Origin of the sequence: Stenotrophomonas sp. UBA7606 (assembly GCF_002477705.1) — a bacterium.
GTDB lineage: Bacteria > Pseudomonadota > Gammaproteobacteria > Xanthomonadales > Xanthomonadaceae > Stenotrophomonas.
Genome location: NZ_DLJW01000028.1, coordinates 16,581 through 31,916 on the forward strand (window position 1 = coordinate 16,581; position 15,336 = coordinate 31,916).

The 15,336-nt window shown below is 65.8% G+C and carries 18 protein-coding genes; 15 read left to right on the top strand and 3 right to left on the bottom strand.

Translation table 11 applies throughout. The features are described 5' to 3' along the window. The first annotated feature begins 7 nt into the window (after nucleotides 1-7). The 14 genes from B2527_RS04360 to fliP all read left to right on the top strand — a co-directional run bounded on the left by B2527_RS04360 (nucleotide 8) and on the right by fliP (nucleotide 12,276). Complete coding sequence (locus B2527_RS04360) at nucleotides 8-388, top strand: response regulator (RefSeq protein WP_293706319.1); 381 nt, start codon at nucleotides 8-10, stop codon at nucleotides 386-388. Continuing rightward, entirely contained in the window at nucleotides 381-1,850 is a 1,470-nt protein-coding gene (locus tag B2527_RS04365; protein ID WP_293706320.1) for a sigma-54 dependent transcriptional regulator, read from the top strand. Before B2527_RS04360 ends, B2527_RS04365 begins: the two co-directional genes overlap by 8 nt. A gap of 638 nt (nucleotides 1,851-2,488) precedes the next feature. Continuing rightward, nucleotides 2,489-2,845 carry a flagellar hook-basal body complex protein FliE gene (fliE, locus tag B2527_RS04370; protein ID WP_293706321.1) on the top strand — a complete coding sequence of 119 codons (357 nt, stop codon included), beginning with the start codon at nucleotides 2,489-2,491 and terminating at the stop codon, nucleotides 2,843-2,845. A 12-nt stretch (nucleotides 2,846-2,857) separates the two neighbouring features. After that, nucleotides 2,858-4,501, top strand: coding sequence for a flagellar basal-body MS-ring/collar protein FliF (gene fliF / locus B2527_RS04375; protein ID WP_293706322.1), 1,644 nt, complete (start codon nucleotides 2,858-2,860; stop codon nucleotides 4,499-4,501). 10 nt (nucleotides 4,502-4,511) lie between these two features. Then, nucleotides 4,512-5,498: a flagellar motor switch protein FliG gene (gene fliG / locus B2527_RS04380; RefSeq protein WP_293706357.1), complete on the top strand. Its 987-nt coding sequence runs from the start codon at nucleotides 4,512-4,514 to the stop codon at nucleotides 5,496-5,498. Continuing rightward, the gene (locus B2527_RS04385; RefSeq protein ID WP_293706323.1) at nucleotides 5,495-6,136 is read left to right on the top strand and encodes a FliH/SctL family protein; all 642 of its coding nucleotides are present in this window, start codon (nucleotides 5,495-5,497) and stop codon (nucleotides 6,134-6,136) included. The genes fliG and B2527_RS04385 overlap by 4 nt, the downstream gene beginning before the upstream one ends. Next, a complete protein-coding gene (gene fliI, locus B2527_RS04390; RefSeq protein ID WP_293706324.1) occupies nucleotides 6,133-7,518 on the top strand; it encodes a flagellar protein export ATPase FliI in 1,386 nt (461 codons plus the stop codon). The genes B2527_RS04385 and fliI overlap by 4 nt, the downstream gene beginning before the upstream one ends. Continuing rightward, the gene (gene fliJ / locus B2527_RS04395; RefSeq protein WP_293706325.1) at nucleotides 7,515-7,979 is read left to right on the top strand and encodes a flagellar export protein FliJ; all 465 of its coding nucleotides are present in this window, start codon (nucleotides 7,515-7,517) and stop codon (nucleotides 7,977-7,979) included. Before fliI ends, fliJ begins: the two co-directional genes overlap by 4 nt. Further along, on the top strand, nucleotides 7,976-9,025 hold the full coding sequence (locus B2527_RS04400) for a flagellar hook-length control protein FliK (RefSeq protein ID WP_293706326.1): 1,050 nt from the start codon (nucleotides 7,976-7,978) through the stop codon (nucleotides 9,023-9,025). The genes fliJ and B2527_RS04400 overlap by 4 nt, the downstream gene beginning before the upstream one ends. 180 nt (nucleotides 9,026-9,205) lie before the next feature. Then, nucleotides 9,206-9,721 carry a flagellar basal body-associated FliL family protein gene (locus tag B2527_RS04405; protein ID WP_293706327.1) on the top strand — a complete coding sequence of 172 codons (516 nt, stop codon included), beginning with the start codon at nucleotides 9,206-9,208 and terminating at the stop codon, nucleotides 9,719-9,721. A 9-nt stretch (nucleotides 9,722-9,730) separates the two neighbouring features. Then, nucleotides 9,731-10,747, top strand: a complete 1,017-nt coding sequence (gene fliM, locus B2527_RS04410) for a flagellar motor switch protein FliM (RefSeq protein ID WP_293706328.1) — start codon at nucleotides 9,731-9,733, stop codon at nucleotides 10,745-10,747. Then, a complete protein-coding gene (gene fliN, locus B2527_RS04415; RefSeq protein WP_293706329.1) occupies nucleotides 10,740-11,087 on the top strand; it encodes a flagellar motor switch protein FliN in 348 nt (115 codons plus the stop codon). Before fliM ends, fliN begins: the two co-directional genes overlap by 8 nt. After that, a complete protein-coding gene (fliO, locus tag B2527_RS04420) occupies nucleotides 11,084-11,491 on the top strand; it encodes a flagellar biosynthetic protein FliO (RefSeq protein ID WP_293706330.1) in 408 nt (135 codons plus the stop codon). Before fliN ends, fliO begins: the two co-directional genes overlap by 4 nt. A 2-nt stretch (nucleotides 11,492-11,493) precedes the next feature. Beyond that, nucleotides 11,494-12,276, top strand: coding sequence for a flagellar type III secretion system pore protein FliP (fliP, locus tag B2527_RS04425; RefSeq protein WP_293706331.1), 783 nt, complete (start codon nucleotides 11,494-11,496; stop codon nucleotides 12,274-12,276). Between the two features lie 162 nt (nucleotides 12,277-12,438). On the opposite strand, the gene B2527_RS04430 is transcribed toward fliP, so the two are convergent. Beyond that, the gene (locus B2527_RS04430; RefSeq protein WP_293706332.1) at nucleotides 12,439-12,735 is read right to left on the bottom strand and encodes a hypothetical protein; all 297 of its coding nucleotides are present in this window, start codon (nucleotides 12,733-12,735) and stop codon (nucleotides 12,439-12,441) included. 236 nt (nucleotides 12,736-12,971) lie between these two features. Between B2527_RS04430 and B2527_RS04435 the strand changes: the two genes are divergently transcribed. Then, entirely contained in the window at nucleotides 12,972-13,229 is a 258-nt protein-coding gene (locus B2527_RS04435) for a hypothetical protein (protein ID WP_293706333.1), read from the top strand. On the opposite strand, the gene B2527_RS04440 is transcribed toward B2527_RS04435, so the two are convergent. Then, entirely contained in the window at nucleotides 13,211-13,909 is a 699-nt protein-coding gene (locus B2527_RS04440) for a response regulator (protein WP_293706334.1), read from the bottom strand. The two genes, B2527_RS04435 and B2527_RS04440, sit on opposite strands and share 19 nt — an antisense overlap. A 161-nt stretch (nucleotides 13,910-14,070) precedes the next feature. After that, entirely contained in the window at nucleotides 14,071-15,303 is a 1,233-nt protein-coding gene (locus tag B2527_RS04445; protein WP_293706335.1) for an EAL domain-containing response regulator, read from the bottom strand. Nucleotides 15,304-15,336 lie beyond the last annotated feature (33 nt).

The following is a 15,336-nucleotide window of genomic DNA, read 5'->3' on the forward strand; positions in this document are numbered from 1 at the left end:
AATCGCCATGAACAAGCTCACCGTCCTGCTGGTCGACGACCACGAAGGCTTCATCAACGCCGCCATGCGCCACTTCCGCAAGGTCGACTGGCTGCAGGTGGTTGGCAGCGCTGCCAATGGCCTGGAAGCCATCGAGCGTTCGGAAGAACTGCGCCCGCAGGTGGTGTTGATGGACCTGGCGATGCCGGAAATGGGCGGCCTGCAGGCCACCCGCCTGATCAAGACCCAGGACGACGCCCCCTACATCGTCATTGCCAGCCACTTCGATGACTCCGAGCACCGTGAGCACGCGCTGCGCGCCGGTGCCGACAATTTCGTCAGCAAGCTGTCCTACATCCAGGAAGTCATGCCGATCCTGGAAGCGCTCAAGGAGCCCGGCCATGAGTGAGTCACGCATCCTGGTGATCGATGCCGACGGCGTCCGCGCCGAACGCACCCTCGCCCTGTTGGAGTTCATGGATTTCAACCCGCGGTGGGTCAGTGACGCGCAGGACATCGATACCAGCCGCCACCGCGGCAATGACTGGATGGCGATCGTGGTCGGCGCACTGGAAGACGCCGACCGCGCTGCTGGCTTCTTCGGCTGGCTGGCGGGTGCCTCGCTGCCACCGCCGATCCTGCTGGCCGAAGGCGACCCGCTGGCGTTCTCGCGCCACTACGGCCTGCACGAGGCCAACGTGTGGCCGCTGGAACAGCCGATGCGCCACCCCCAGGTCGAATCCCTGCTGCGCCGTGCCAGCCTCAAGCGTCTGGATGCCGAGCACCAGGCTGGCAGCACCGATGACAGCGGCCCCACCGGTCATAGCCCCGCGGTCACCGAACTGCGCCAGCTGATCGAACAGGTCGCCAATTTCGATACCACTGTCCTGGTGTTGGGTGAGTCCGGCACCGGCAAGGAGGTGGTGTCACGCGCCATCCACCAGCGCTCACCGCGCCGTGATGGGCCATTCGTGGCCATCAACTGCGGTGCCATTCCGCCGGACCTGCTGGAAAGCGAACTGTTCGGCCACGAAAAAGGTGCTTTCACCGGTGCGCTCAGCGCCCGCAAGGGCCGCTTCGAAATGGCGGAAGGCGGCACCCTGCTGCTGGACGAAATCGGCGACATGAGCCTGCCGATGCAGGTCAAGCTGCTGCGCGTACTGCAGGAGCGCAGCTTCGAGCGGGTCGGCGGCAACCAGACCATCCGCTGCAACGTGCGGGTCATCGCCGCAACCCATCGCAACCTGGAATCGCGCATCAGTGAAGGCAAGTTCCGCGAGGATCTGTTCTATCGCCTGAACGTGTTCCCGATCGACGTGCCGGCGCTGCGCGAGCGCACCACCGATATCCCCGCGCTGGTGGAAACCATCGCTGCCCAGTTGGCCCGCACCGGCCGCGGCGAAGTGCGCTTCACCAACGAGGCACTGCAGGCATTGGCCGGTTACGCCTGGCCGGGCAATGTGCGCGAGCTGACCAATCTGGTCGAACGCCTGGCGGTTTTGCATCCGGGCGGCAACGTGCGGGTGCAGGACCTGCCCAGCCGCTACCGGGGTGACCAGACCATGGCCGCCACGCCCGTCACCGAGGAAGAGCGCCCCATGCTGCTGGGGCAGATCAGCGCACCGGCGCAGGCCAGTGCCGTGGCGTCCAATGCTGGCGGCATCACCGCATTGGCCAGTCTGCCCAGCGAGGGTCTGGACCTGCGCGACCACATGGCCGGCATCGAGTTGACCCTGATCAACGAAGCACTGGAGCGTACCCACGGTGTGGTTGCCCATGCGGCCCAGTTGTTGGGTCTGCGCCGCACCACCCTGGTCGAGAAACTGCGCAAGTACGGCATCGAACGCGAACCGGCCGAAGCCACCGGTTGATCCGGCAGCAGGGCAACGGCAGGAGCGGCATGGCCGCCAGGCCGGCGACGCATCGGCAGGTGCAGATGCGTCGCCACATAGGCAGGCCCTTGCCGGGCATGGCTCGGCACTACCCCGCGATGGCGCTTGGCGCGGCGTAATCCGGTAAGCGAGCACCGGCGCAAGCCTGGCGTCCGGCTCCAAGACACATCCATCGCAAGGCCCTTGCCGAGCATGGCTCTGCACTACACGGCACTCCTCTGCGCGCAGCGCACGCCGCGAAGCACGAGCGCAGCCATGACCGCGAACCTCACTCGGCTCCGGCTCTGGCGCATCAGGGCCAGACAGCATCCTCACTCTGCGGACCAATGCCCGCCTCTCGCCAAGCGCCAGGTTCTCGCGCTCAGCGGCAACTTCGTCCCGCCAGCTTCGCGCCTGCAAAACGCCATCCCGATTCACCACAAACCGTAGGCCGAACATGACAAGACAGATGCACGGCGCATCCGTCGTGACCTTGACCCATCGGCATGTCGATTTACCGGCGCGGTGTCGGCTTTCAGACAGGTCCGGCCTCTCCTGCGCCAGCAGATCCCTTCACATTCGTGGCACACCACTTGCAAGTGTGAAGACCGAAACGCTTGCTACCGGAACCCCACCCGATGTCCCATTCGATTACCTCCGTGCTTTCCCAGATCCGCAGCCTGCAGAGCCAGGTGGGCCAGGTAGCGCCCGCCGCCGATCTGCCCCGCAGCAACGCGATCCAGGGATTGGCCGAAGGCAACGCCGTCAACGCACCGTCCTTCAGCCAGACCCTGGAAGGGGCACTGAAAGGCGTCAACGAAGCACAGCAGAAGTCCGGCCAGTTGGCCGCCGCGTTTGAACGCGGCGACGCCACTGCCGATCTGGCCAAGGTCATGGTCGCCTCCCAACAGTCCCAGCTGGCGTTCCGCGCCACCGTGGAAGTCCGCAACCGTCTCGTCCAGGCTTACCAGGACGTGATGAACATGCCGCTGTAAGGATAGATACGCATGGCATTCGCGCTGTCCAAAGAGTCGTTGAACTCCGAACAGGCCGGGGCCTGGTTCGACCGTCTGCACAGCCTGCAGATCACCCGTCGGCTGGGCTTGATGGCGATGATCGCCGTGGCCGTGGCGGCCGGCCTGTTCGTGTTCTTCTGGGCACAGAAAACACCGATGGTGCCGCTGTATACCGGGCTGGACCAGAAGGCCACCGCCGAGGCCACCGACCTGTTGCGGGCAGCACAGATTCCGTTTGCGCTGGACGCAGCCACCGGTGCCATCACCGTGCCGGAAAAGAACATCCACGACGCGCGGCTGAAGCTGGCCGGCTCCGGCCTGACGGACAGCGGCCGTCTGGGCTTTGAGCTGATGGAACGTGACCCCGGTTTTGGCGTGAGTCAGTTCGTCGAGAACGCCCGCTACCAGCATGCGCTGGAAACCGAACTGGTACGCACCATCACCGCGTTGCGCCCGGTACGCGATGCACGCGTGCACCTTGCCATCCCCAAGCCAAGTGCCTTCACCCGCCAGCGTGACGTCGCCAGCGCCTCGGTGGTGCTGGAGCTGCGTGGTGGCCAGCAGTTGGAGCGCAACCAGGTGGATGCCATCGTGCACATGGTCGCCTCCAGCATCCCCGACCTGGCCCCCGAGCGCGTCACCGTGGTCGACCAGAGCGGGCGCATGCTCACCATCGCCGATCCCAACAGCGATGCCGCACTCAATGCCGCACAGTTCGACCAGGTGCGACGCCTGGAAGGCTCCTACAACCAGCGCATCCGCGAGCTGCTGGAGCCGATGACAGGTGCTGGCCGCGTCAATCCGGAAGTCAGTGTCGACATGGACTTCTCGGTGGTGGAGGAAGCGCGCGAGATCTACAACGGCGAACCGCAGAAGGTACGCAGCGAGCAGATCAGCGAGAACAGCAGCAACGTGCCGGGCCCGCAGGGCGTACCCGGTGCGGCCAGCAACACCCCTCCGGGCCCTGCCGCTGCGCCGGCCACGGCGGCCACCCCCACAGAAACCTCAAAGAACGCTACCCGCAACTACGAGCTGGACCGTACCCTGCAGCACACCCGCCAGCCGGCCGGCCGCGTCAACCGCGTCTCGGTGGCGGTACTGGTCGACCACGTGCCGCGTGCCGGCGCCAACGGCAAAGTCAGCGACCAACCCCTGAGTGCGGCCGAACTGACCCGCGTCGAGGCACTGGTCAAGCAGGCGGTGGGTTTCAATGCCGAGCGCGGTGACACCGTCTCGGTGATGAATGCCCCGTTCGTGCGCGAGGCCGTGCCGGTGGAGGCCCCCAACTGGTGGGAGAACCCGCAGGTGCGTGACGCACTGCGCCTGGTACTGGGTGCGATCGTGGTGCTGGCGCTGTTGTTCGGCGTGCTGCGCCCTGCCCTTCGCCAGATTGCTGGTCCGCCGAAGGCCCTGCCCGGTGCGCTGGACGATCCGCTGCGCGCCGATGTCCAGGTGTTGGACGACGGCACTGAAATGCCGGCGCTGGCCGCCGATCGCCTGCAGTTGGACGGTGCCCCGACCCTGGCGCTGCCGGTGGATGCCTACGAGGAACGCCTGCGCATGGCCCGTGAAGCAGTCAAGACCGATTCCAAGCGCGTGGCCCAGGTAGTGAAGGGATGGGTGGCAAATGACTGAGGTGATTCCAATGACCGGCGTGCAGCGCGCTGCCGTGCTGCTGCTGTCGCTGGGCGAGGCTGACGCGGCCGAAGTGCTGCGCCACATGGAACCCAAGGAGGTGCAGAAGATCGGCATCGCCATGGCCACCCTCACCGACGTCACCCGCGAGCAGGTGCAGCAGGTGATGGACGAATTCGGCAACGAGCTGGGCAACAAGACCTCACTCAGCGTCGGCTCCGACGACTACATCCGCAACATGCTGGTGCAGGCACTGGGCAACGAGAAGGCCAGCAACCTGATCGACCGCATCCTGCTGGGCCGTAACACCACCGGCCTGGACGCGCTGAAATGGATGGACCCGCGGGCAGTGGCCGACCTGGTGCGCAACGAGCACCCGCAGATCATCGCCATCGTCATGGCCCACCTGGAAACCGACCAGGCCGCCGAGGCACTGAAGCTGCTGCCCGAACGTACCCGCGTCGATGTACTGCTGCGTATCGCCACCCTGGACGGCATTCCACCCAATGCCCTGAACGAGCTCAACGAGATCATGGAGCGGCAGTTCGCCGGCAACCAGAACCTGAAGTCGTCCAATATTGGCGGCGTGCAGTGCGCGGCCAACATCCTCAACTTCATGGACGGCGGCCAGGACCAGACCATCCTGACCGAAATCGCCCGCATCGATGCCCCGCTGGGCAGCCGCATCCAGGACCTGATGTTCGTGTTCGACGACCTGGTGGACCTGGACGACCGCGAGATGCAGCTGGTGCTGCGTGAGGTCAGCGGCGAGCGCCTGGGGCTTGCCCTGCGTGGTGCCGACATCAAGGTACGCGACAAGATCACCCGCAACATGTCCCAGCGTGCGGCCGAGATCCTGCTGGAAGACATGGAGGCACGCGGACCGGTGCGCCTGTCCGACGTGGAAGGTGCGCAGCGTGAAATCCTGGCCATCGTCAAGCGCATGGCCGACGAAGGCACCATCACCATTGGCGGCGCCGCGGAGGCCATGCTGTGAGCAATGTCGTGCGCTGGCATGCACCGGATCTCAATGCCGCCGCGTTCGTGCCGGAGGCCGTGGAAGTGCCGGCCACGCCCATCGAAACCGTCACCGCCGAACCCGCTCCCCCGCCGGTGCTGCCGCCGACGCTGGAGGAAATCCAGGCCATCCGTGACGCCGCACAGGAAGAAGGCTTCCAGCAGGGCCATGCCGAGGGTTATGCCCAGGGCCAGGCTGAAGTGCGTCGCCTCACCGCGCAGATCGAAGGCATCCTGGACAATTTCAGCCGCCCGCTGCAGCGGCTGGAAAACGAAGTGGTTGGTGCCTTGGGTGAATTGTCGGTGCGCATTGCCGGCTCCTTGCTGGCGCGCGCCTATCAGGCCGACCCTGCCCTGCTGGCCGAACTGGTCAATGAGGCACTGGACACAGTGGGCGGCGCCAAACGCGATGTCGAGGTGCGGCTGCACCCGGACGACATCGGCGCGATCCACACCCTGTTGAGCCTGCCCGAAGGCCAGCGGCTGGTACCCGATGCCAGCCTGAGCCGAGGCGATCTGCGCGTGCATGCCGAGGCGGTGCGCATTGATGGCACCCTTGATGCCCGCCTGCGTGCCGCGCTGGGTACCGTACTGCGCCGCGCCGGGGCAGCACAATGAGCGCAGCAGGCTCGCCCGCTCCGGCCGAATGGGCCGCCGCCCGCGACCTGCGCCTGGCCGCACGGCTGGATGCGATCGCACTGGATGCCAGCAATGGCCACGGACTCGTGCGCGAAGGCATCCTGCGCCGCGCCGTCGGCCTCACCCTGGAAGCCGTCGGCTGCGAAGCGCCGATGGGGGCCAGTTGCAAGGTCGAGATCATCGATGGTGGCTGGGTGGAGGCCGAAGTGGTCGGCTTTTCCGGCGACCGCACCTACCTGATGCCCAGCGCCGAACTGCATGGCCTGCTGCCCAATGCGCGGGTGGTGCCCTCCTACCGCCGGGGGGGCGTGGAGGTAGGTGAAGGCCTGTTGGGCCGGGTCATCGACTCCGATGGTGTGCCGCTGGATGGCAAGGGCCCGATCCGCGCCGAGGGCAACGTCGGCATGGCCGGTGTCGCCATCAATCCGCTGGCACGTGAACCCATCACCCAGCCACTGGACGTGGGCGTACGTGCCATCAATGCCCTGCTGCCGATCGGCCGTGGCCAGCGTGTTGGCCTGTTCGCCGGCTCGGGCGTGGGCAAATCCACCCTGCTGGGCATGATGACCCGCTACACCTCGGCCGACGTGATCGTGGTGGGGCTGATCGGTGAACGTGGCCGCGAAGTCCGCGACTTCGTCGAAACCACCCTGGGCGAGGAAGGCCTGCGCCGCGCCGTGGTGGTGGCCAGCCCCGCCGACCGGCCGCCGCTGGCGCGCCTGCACGGCGCCTACCGCGCCACGGCCATCGCCGAGTGGTTCCGCGACCAGGGGCTGAACGTGCTACTGCTGATGGATTCGCTCACGCGTTTTGCGCAGGCACAACGCGAGATTGGCCTCTCTGTGGGCGAACCGCCAACCACCCGCGGCTACCCGCCGTCGGTATTCGCCAAGCTGCCGGCGCTGGTGGAACGCGCCGGCAACGGCGCCAAGGGCCGTGGTTCGATCACTGCCTTCTACACCGTGCTGACCGAAGGCGACGATCCGCAGGACCCGATCGCCGACGCCGCACGCGCCATCCTTGACGGCCACATCCTGCTCTCGCGCCGCGTCGCCGACAGCGGCCTGTACCCTGCCATCGACGTCGAATCCTCGGTCAGCCGCGTGGTCCAGGACATCGCCGACGATACCTGGCGTGCCCGTATCCGCAAGCTCAAGCGGCTGGTATCGGCGTACTCGGCCAACCGCGACCTGATCGCCATTGGCGCCTACCAGCGCGGCAACGATCCGGTCACCGACGAGGCGCTGGAGCGTTGGCCGGAGATCATGGAATTCCTCGGTCAGGACGTACACAACGCCGCTGACCTGCACCACAGCCTCACCGCCCTACAAGCCCTGGTAGACAGCGAGAAAACCGCATGAGCCCTTCCCGTCGCCTCGACCCGCTGCTGCGCCGTGCGCAGGACCGCGAAGACGAAGTTGCCAAGGCGCTGGCCGAACGCCAGCGCACGCTGGACATGCACCAGTCGCGTCTTTCCGAGCTGCGCCAATATGCCGACGAGTACGCCAACGCACAGCTGGCCACCACCAGCGCCGCCCAGCTGATGAACCGCCGCGCCTTCCTCGACCGGCTGGACAATGCCGTGCAGGCACAGAGCAAAACGGTGGACAGCAATCAGGAGCGCGTTGAAGCCGAACGCGCCCGCCTGTTGCTGGCCAGCCGCGACAAGGCCGTGCTGGAGCAGTTGGCCGCCAGCTATCGCGCCCAGGAAAAACAGGCCGCCGACCGCCGCGACCAGCGTGAGATGGACGATGTAGGTGCCCGCCGCGCCCGCCTGGCGCAGGCCGCAGCCGACCCTGACGACCAGGGCGAATCACGATGAACGTGCTCGCTGCCGGCAGCATCGCCAACACGACCGAGATCAGCGCCTCACCGCGTGCGACGGGCAATGACGGCGCGCGTGCCGACAAGCCGTTCGACAAGCTGCTGCAGGACCGCCCTGCAGCGGACAACCAGGCCCGGCAGGCAAGCCGCGACACGGATGGCACCCAGCTCGATGCCCCTGGCAGCGATGCCGAGGCCGCAGACCAGAGCGCCCCCTCAGCCGCGGCAACGGAGCGGCCGAATACCGACGACAGCGATGGCAATCGCGGCGCCGATACCGATGCGCCTTGGCCACCGCCCGGTCTTGCGGTCCTGCTTGGCGTGCCGGCACCCGAACCTTCCGCGCCCAACGCCGCTGCTGCTACCAACCCGCCGGCCGGCATAGGCCAGGACAAGGCCACTCCCTTGGCCTTGGCGGCGCAGCCGCCGGTCGCGGCGACTGGCACGACCGCCATGCCTGCAACGGAGGATGCCGCAGCGCCCCTGGTCACCGCACAGATCGCCGTCAAAACCGTGACCGACGATACCGACGTCGATGCCCCTGCCCCGGCCAACGTTGCCCCGCTGCTACAGAGCCAGCCACTGCAGGAGCTGCGCGCGCCCAGCGCGCTGGCGGTGACCCAGGCGCCCACGCCAACCCCGGATCTGGACAGCGGCGATTTCGACGAGGCCATCGGGGCACGCGTCGGCTGGCTGGCGGACCAGAAGATCGGCCATGCGCATATCCGCATCAGCCCCGACCAGATGGGCCAGATCGAGGTGAAGCTGCAGATGGACGGCGACCGCGTGCATGCCAGCTTCACCGCTGCCAATGCCGATGTACGCCATGCGCTGGAAAGCAGCCTGCCGCGCCTGCGCGAAATGCTGGGCGAGCAGGGCATGCAACTGGCGCATGCCGACGTAGGCCAGCAGCAGAACGAAAGCCCTGCACAGCACGCGCCCCGCGGCGCCGGCAACGCATCGACAGGCAGCAGCGCCGAGAGCCCGGATCTGAAGGCCGGCCGCCCCCTGCGCATGCGCGGCCTGCTCGACGCCTACGCCTGAGCTCCCCGGGTAGCAGCGGCATAAGCCAGGAAGCCAACAGGCTACCCGACCGCTTTTACAGCGGCGGCAGCCCCCGTTTCGCGGTTCCGGCCGCACCAGCCCCGACGTGACGGAAATCCGTCGGGCGCTTTCAGGCACACGGCTTGCATCTACAGGGGCAGCAATCCTGAGGAGCACCACGTGGCCGTTGCCGCAGACAAGTCCCGCAAAACCGAACCCGCCAAGGACGCGCCGGCCAAGCCGCGCCGTTCCCTGCTGGTGCCGGCCCTGATCGCCCTGTTCGCTGCGGCCGCCGCCGGTGGTGCGGTCTGGTATTTCACCCAGGGTCAGACCGCCGACCATGCGGCCGCTGCCAAGAAGCCGGCAACCCCGGCCCCGGCGCAGTACTTCGCGCTGGATCCGGCCTTCGTGGTCAACCTCAATGGCCCCATCGACGGCCCGCGCTACCTGCAGGTGGAAGTGCAGCTGATGACCCGCGATCCGCTGGCCCTGACGGCGTTGCAGACCCATGCCCCGGCCATCCGCGCGCGCTTGCTGATGCTGTTCTCGCAGGTGGAACCGGCGCAGATCGCAGACCGCCCCGGCAAGGAAAAGCTGCAGGCCAATGCCCTGGCCGAAGTGCAGAAGCTGATGAAGGCCGAAACCGGCAACAACAGCGCCGACCAACTGCTGTTCACCAGCTTCGTCACCCAGTAAGGCGGCCCGATGAGCATCAACGACCTGCTGTCACAGGACGAGATCGATGCCCTGCTGCATGGCGTGGATTCGGGCGCGGTCACCACCGACGAGCCCGGCCCCGCGCCCGGCGAAGCAAGGGCCTACGACTTCGCCAGCCAGGACCGCATCATCCGCGGCCGCATGCCGACCCTGGAGATGGTCAACGAACGTTTCGCACGGCTGTGGCGCATCGGTCTGTTCAATCTGATCCGGCGCTCGGCCGAGTTGTCGGTGCGCGGCATCGAGCTGATCAAGTTCGGTGACTACCTGCACTCGCTGTACGTCCCCACCAACCTCAACCTGATCCGCTTCAAGCCACTGCGTGGCACTGGCCTGATCGTGTTCGAGCCGACCCTGGTGTTTGCCATCGTCGACAACTTTTTCGGGGGTGATGGCCGATACCCCACCCGTATCGAAGGCCGGGAGTTCACTGCCACCGAGATGCGGGTCATCCAGCTGATGCTGAAGCAGACCTTTGCCGACATGCGCGAGGCCTGGGGCCCGGTGATGAACGTCGACTTCGACTACATCAATTCCGAGATCAACCCGCATTTCGCCAATATCGTCAGTCCGCGCGAGTACGTGGTGGTCAGCCGCTTCCACGTTGAGCTGGATGGCGGCGGTGGCGACATCCACATCACCCTGCCGTACTCGATGCTGGAGCCGATCCGCGAGCTGCTGGATGCCGGCATCCAGAGTGATCGCAACGACCGCGACGAAAGCTGGGCCACGATGCTGCGCGAGCAGCTGGACACCGCCGAGGTGGAACTGTCCAGCGTGCTGGCCAAGCGCCGCATGAGCCTGCGCGAGCTTACCCGCTTGAAAATCGGCGACATCCTGCCCATCGAGATGCCCAAGGAAGTGCCGTTGTGCGTCGAAGGCATACCGGTGTTCACCGGCGAGTTTGGCGTCGCCAACGAACGCAACGCAATCAAGATCACCGCCACCCATCCGCCGGGCCGGCGCCCCACCGTTCCCGTGATCCAGGACAACAGCAATGAATGACACCCAATCCCCTGACAACGGCAACGCCGCTACGCCGGCGCAGTTCGCCAACCTGCAGGCCGACGGCGCCAACACCACCGACCTGGACCTGGACGTCATCCTGGACGTTCCGGTGACCCTGTCGCTGGAAGTAGGCCGCGCCCGCCTGCCGATCCGTAACCTGCTGCAGCTCAACCAGGGCTCGGTGGTGGAACTGGAGCGTGGCGCTGGCGAATCGCTGGATGTATTCGTCAACGGCACCCTCATCGCGCATGGCGAGGTGGTGGTCATCAACGACCGCTTCGGCGTGCGCCTGACCGATGTGGTCAGCCCCAGCGAGCGTATCCGGAGACTGCGTTGATCGCACTGCTCGCCCATGCCGCACCTGCCGCCAAGGCGGCCGCGCCGGTGGGCCAGCATGCGGCCACCTCCCCGGGGTTGTTCGGTGCGTTCTTCACCTTGTTGCTGGTACTGGGCCTGATCATCGGCCTGGGCTGGCTGCTCAAGCGCATGCCCGGCGGTGCGTTCCGTCCTGCCGAGGGCCTGAAAATCGTCGCCAGCCTCAATATCGGCGCCAAGGAGCGCGTGGTGGTGGTCGACGTCAATGGTCAGCAGCTGCTGCTGGGTGTGACCGCCGGCGGCATCAGCAACCTGCACCAGCTGCCCGAGCCGCTGCCGCAAACGCCGCCCCCGGCACTCCCCCATCTCAAACAACTTCCGAATTTCGCGCAGTTGCTGCAACAGAAGCTGCGCAAGGACGCCTGACCATGCTGGCCCATCGCTTCAACCCCCGTCTTTGTTGGCAGCTGCTGGCACTGGTAGCCGTGTTCGCCCTGCCGCTGTTTGCCTGGGCCGCACCGGCCGCACCGCAGCTGCCAGCGCTGCCGGACGTCAACGTGGGCAAGATCGGCAACCAGGCGGTGAGCCTGCCGTTGCAGACCCTGCTGTTGATGACGGCAATCACCTTGTTGCCGTCGATGCTGCTGGTGCTTACCGCCTTCACCCGCATCATCATCGTGCTGGGCCTGCTGCGCCAGGCGATGGGCACAGGACAGACGCCCTCCAACCAGATCCTGCTGGGCCTGGCCCTGTTCCTGACCGCGATGATCATGATGCCGGTGTGGGACAAAGCCTGGTCCACCGGCATGGCCCCCTATCTGGACGGCCAGATCGATTTCCAGACGGCGTGGACGTTGACGACCGAGCCATTGCGGGCCTTCATGCTGGCGCAGGTACGAGAAACAGACTTGATGACATTCGCCGGTCTGGCCGGACACGGCGCCTATGCCAGCCCCGATGCCATCCCGTTCCCGGTACTGGTGGCCTCGTTCGTCACCAGCGAGTTGAAGACCGCCTTCGAGATCGGCTTCCTGATCTTCATCCCCTTCGTCATCATCGACCTGGTGGTCTCCAGCGTGCTGATGTCGATGGGCATGATGATGCTCTCGCCCATGCTGGTCTCGGCACCGTTCAAGATCCTGCTGTTCGTGCTGGTCGATGGCTGGGTGCTGGTGGTGGGCACCCTGGCGGCGAGCTTCAACGCGGTGTGATACCGCCGCTGGCGGCAGGCGCTGCGTCAGCATTGCAGCCATCAGCGTCTCCGCCAAGGCGTCAAAAGCGATCTGCCGGCAATTATGCCGCCTGTCGGAAGCAACTCCATCTGGCGGCCAGGCGATTGCCTGCAAGGTTCTGATCCGGGACTGCGCTGCGGCCTACTTCAGGCGGTCAGCGCCGCGACTATGGTGCCGCCGGATCATCTCGTCCAGGTACAGATCCAGAGCGGCCTGCGCATCAGCGGCGACCTCCTTGTTCTTCAGCGCCCGGCGCAGGCGTTCCATCAATACCGAATCACGACACTCGGCCACGCTTTCGTTGTCGCGCTGGCGGCTCATGCGGTAGCGGCGCGCGCGTTCGGCAGGCGTCAGCGCGGTGTCATAGAGCTTGGGCCGTCCCCTGCCACGTTTTGGAGCGGGCGTGGTGGGCTGGGTCGTGTCGTCGTCGTGTTGCACTGCTTCGTACCGGCGGTTTTCAGCGCCTGATACTAATGTAATGCGTCACGAATTGAACGCGTTGCCGTCGCGGACACCCCAAGGGAAATGCCCTTGCCCTTGGCAAGGCGTGAACCGACAGACCACCTGCGTTGCACTGCGTACCGTTGAAGCTCGAACGCGGTCTTCCACGGCTGCCCTCCCCTCGGTACGACGGCATCGCATGGGCGGCTGCCGAACTCCAGCGAGCAACGCCGGTGATTGGCATCAAGCATCCCGACATACGCAGATTGTTGATCGGCTTTGCGCGGCTTTCAAAGCCGCGCCGCAAGCAGTTCCTGAACGCCCTCAACCGTTTCATGTACGCCTCGCCACAGCGCCAGCGCTTGTGGCTGCAGGAGTGGGATGCTGCCGCCGGTACGGTGACAGCGCGTACCGCGGACACCAACACGGATGCGCACAAGGACAAGGATCCGGATGTATCGGCCCGCGGCGCTCAGGATTCTTCGGACTGAACCGGCGAGACCGCCACCGGCGCGGATGATCCCACCAGGCCGTTCTCCATCGCGTAGCGCAGCAGGTCCACATCGCGCTCGATGGAGAGTTTTTCCATGGCCTTGGCTTTCTGCGAGCTGATGGTCTTCTTGCTGCGATGCAGGCGCTCGGCGATTTCGTTGACGGTCAAGCCGGATGCATACAGACGCACGACTTCCGATTCGCGCTGGCTCAGCACGCCCTCCGCATTGCGGCTACGTACGTTCCAATCAATGCTGCGTATGACCGTGTCCACTGTCGGCGAGTAGTACTTGCCCTGCCGGTTCGCCGCATGGATGGCCGGACCAAGATGGGCAACGGCATCGGACTTGCTGACGATGCACGTCACCCCGCTGCTTACCAGGGTGTGCAGTACCGCCGGGTTGTCCAGCATCGTAAGCACCACCAGTTGGATGTGCGGGTAACGCCGTCGCATCAGGCCAAACAGCGCAATGCCATCCCCATGCTCACCTGCCGGCATGGCGTAATCGGACACCACCACATCACAGGGCGTGGTGACCAACAACCGCATCAATTCAGTGGAGTCAGCCGCAGTCGCAAGCAGCCTGATTCCGTTCAGTTGCGCCAACTCATGGCGCACACCGGCGATCATGCCTGGATGGTCATCAGCCACCACGACCCGGATCTCGAGACCGTTCATTCCACCTGCCCCGCACGAAGTCATTGCCTGAACGGGATGCTACCCCGTCCGGCTTGACGACGGCGGCAGCCCCGCAACTCGCTGGCGTGTCTGGAGGCAAAAAACTGAAGCGTTCAGATCAACGGCCCCCCTTCCGCACTGTTGCCCAGCTCCCTGGGCACTCAGCAGGCATGGTGGGCGCAGTAATCCAGGTAGGCATCGCGTGACATCGGCTTGGCGTGCAGATAACCCTGGCTCACCTGGCAGCCCAGCGCCCGCACCATCTCCAGATCGGCCGCGTCTTCGACGCCCTCAGCCACCACCGTGGTCACCAACTGCTTGCCCATGGCCACGATGCTGGCCAGCACGCTGCGCACATGTGCGTGGGTGCGTGCCTGGGCAATCATCCCGCGTTCGATCTTCAGTTCACTGAAAGGCACCTGCAGCAACCGCTCCAGCGAGGAGCTACCCGAGCCGAAGTCATCGATCGCGCAGGAAAAGCCGCGCAGACGTAACTGGGTGACCGCACCTACCAACGCCTGGTTGCAACGCTTGCCCCCATCTTCGGTGATCTCAATGACCAACCGCGCTGGATCCACCCCCGCCGCTATGGCACGGTCGGCCACGCTTTGCGCCCAATGCACGGAGTCGGCCACCACGGCCGGCACATTGACCGCGATCTGCCGGCTGCCCGGGCCGCCGTCGGTGGCAAGGCATTCGAAGGCACTGGCCAGCATGTAGTCGGTCAGCGCCTCCAGCAGCCCGTGTTCGGAGAACGCCTCCAGAAAGGCTGCCGGTGTCAGCACGGAACCGTCGGGGTGGTGCCAGCGCGCCAGCAGCTCGGCACCACGCAAAGTCCCATTCTGGATGCTGTGCTGCGGCTGGAAATAAGGCGCGATCTGCTGCAGTCGCAGCGCGTCCCTGAGTTCTTCCGTACTGAAGTCCATGGCGACTTTGCCTTCGTTGATTACCGGTGCGTGGATGGAACGCGGACCAAACGCCAGCTCCTGCAGGATGGTCTTCAGCTGCGGCAGCTCCATTGGCCTGCGCACCGCTGCCACCACATCAATCCCGCGGCCTCCGGCATAGCTGGCTGCGGCCTGCAGCACCCGGCTGGAGCGTGCACTGGTCAGTACGACCGCCGCGGTGGAGCCGCGGTCGGCGAGAATGTCGATCAACTGCAGGCCGGTGCTCTGCGGCAGGTCCAGATCCAGCACCACCAGGTCCCACTCGCGTCGGCGAAGTGCCGCTATCGCCGCAACGCCATCGTCGGCAACCCGCACCTTGTCCACACCATTGCGCCCCAGCTTCTTGCTGACCGGGGCCGAGTGCAGCGCATTGCCTTCCACCACCAAGGCGGACCGGACAAAGCTGGCCGGATGAAGCTGGGTGTGCAGGGGGACGAAAACGTTCATGGGAGGGCTCCGGATGGGCGGGGTGCTCTGCGT

Bases quoted from the DNA above. Each gene is read 5' to 3' on its own strand.
- fliF (WP_293706322.1), top strand. From the start codon at position 2,858: ATGGCATTCGCGCTGTCCAAAGAGTCGTTGAACTCCGAACAGGCCGGG.
- fliI (WP_293706324.1), top strand. From the start codon at position 6,133: ATGAGCGCAGCAGGCTCGCCCGCTCCGGCCGAATGGGCCGCCGCCCGC.
- fliJ (WP_293706325.1), top strand. From the start codon at position 7,515: ATGAGCCCTTCCCGTCGCCTCGACCCGCTGCTGCGCCGTGCGCAGGAC.
- fliP (WP_293706331.1), top strand. From the start codon at position 11,494: ATGCTGGCCCATCGCTTCAACCCCCGTCTTTGTTGGCAGCTGCTGGCA.
- B2527_RS04445 (WP_293706335.1), bottom strand. From the start codon at position 15,303: ATGAACGTTTTCGTCCCCCTGCACACCCAGCTTCATCCGGCCAGCTTT.
- B2527_RS04365 (WP_293706320.1), top strand. From the start codon at position 381: ATGAGTGAGTCACGCATCCTGGTGATCGATGCCGACGGCGTCCGCGCC.
- fliN (WP_293706329.1), top strand. From the start codon at position 10,740: ATGAATGACACCCAATCCCCTGACAACGGCAACGCCGCTACGCCGGCG.
- B2527_RS04440 (WP_293706334.1), bottom strand. From the start codon at position 13,909: ATGAACGGTCTCGAGATCCGGGTCGTGGTGGCTGATGACCATCCAGGC.
- fliE (WP_293706321.1), top strand. From the start codon at position 2,489: ATGTCCCATTCGATTACCTCCGTGCTTTCCCAGATCCGCAGCCTGCAG.
- B2527_RS04360 (WP_293706319.1), top strand. From the start codon at position 8: ATGAACAAGCTCACCGTCCTGCTGGTCGACGACCACGAAGGCTTCATC.
- B2527_RS04400 (WP_293706326.1), top strand. From the start codon at position 7,976: ATGAACGTGCTCGCTGCCGGCAGCATCGCCAACACGACCGAGATCAGC.
- fliG (WP_293706357.1), top strand. From the start codon at position 4,512: ATGACCGGCGTGCAGCGCGCTGCCGTGCTGCTGCTGTCGCTGGGCGAG.
- fliM (WP_293706328.1), top strand. From the start codon at position 9,731: ATGAGCATCAACGACCTGCTGTCACAGGACGAGATCGATGCCCTGCTG.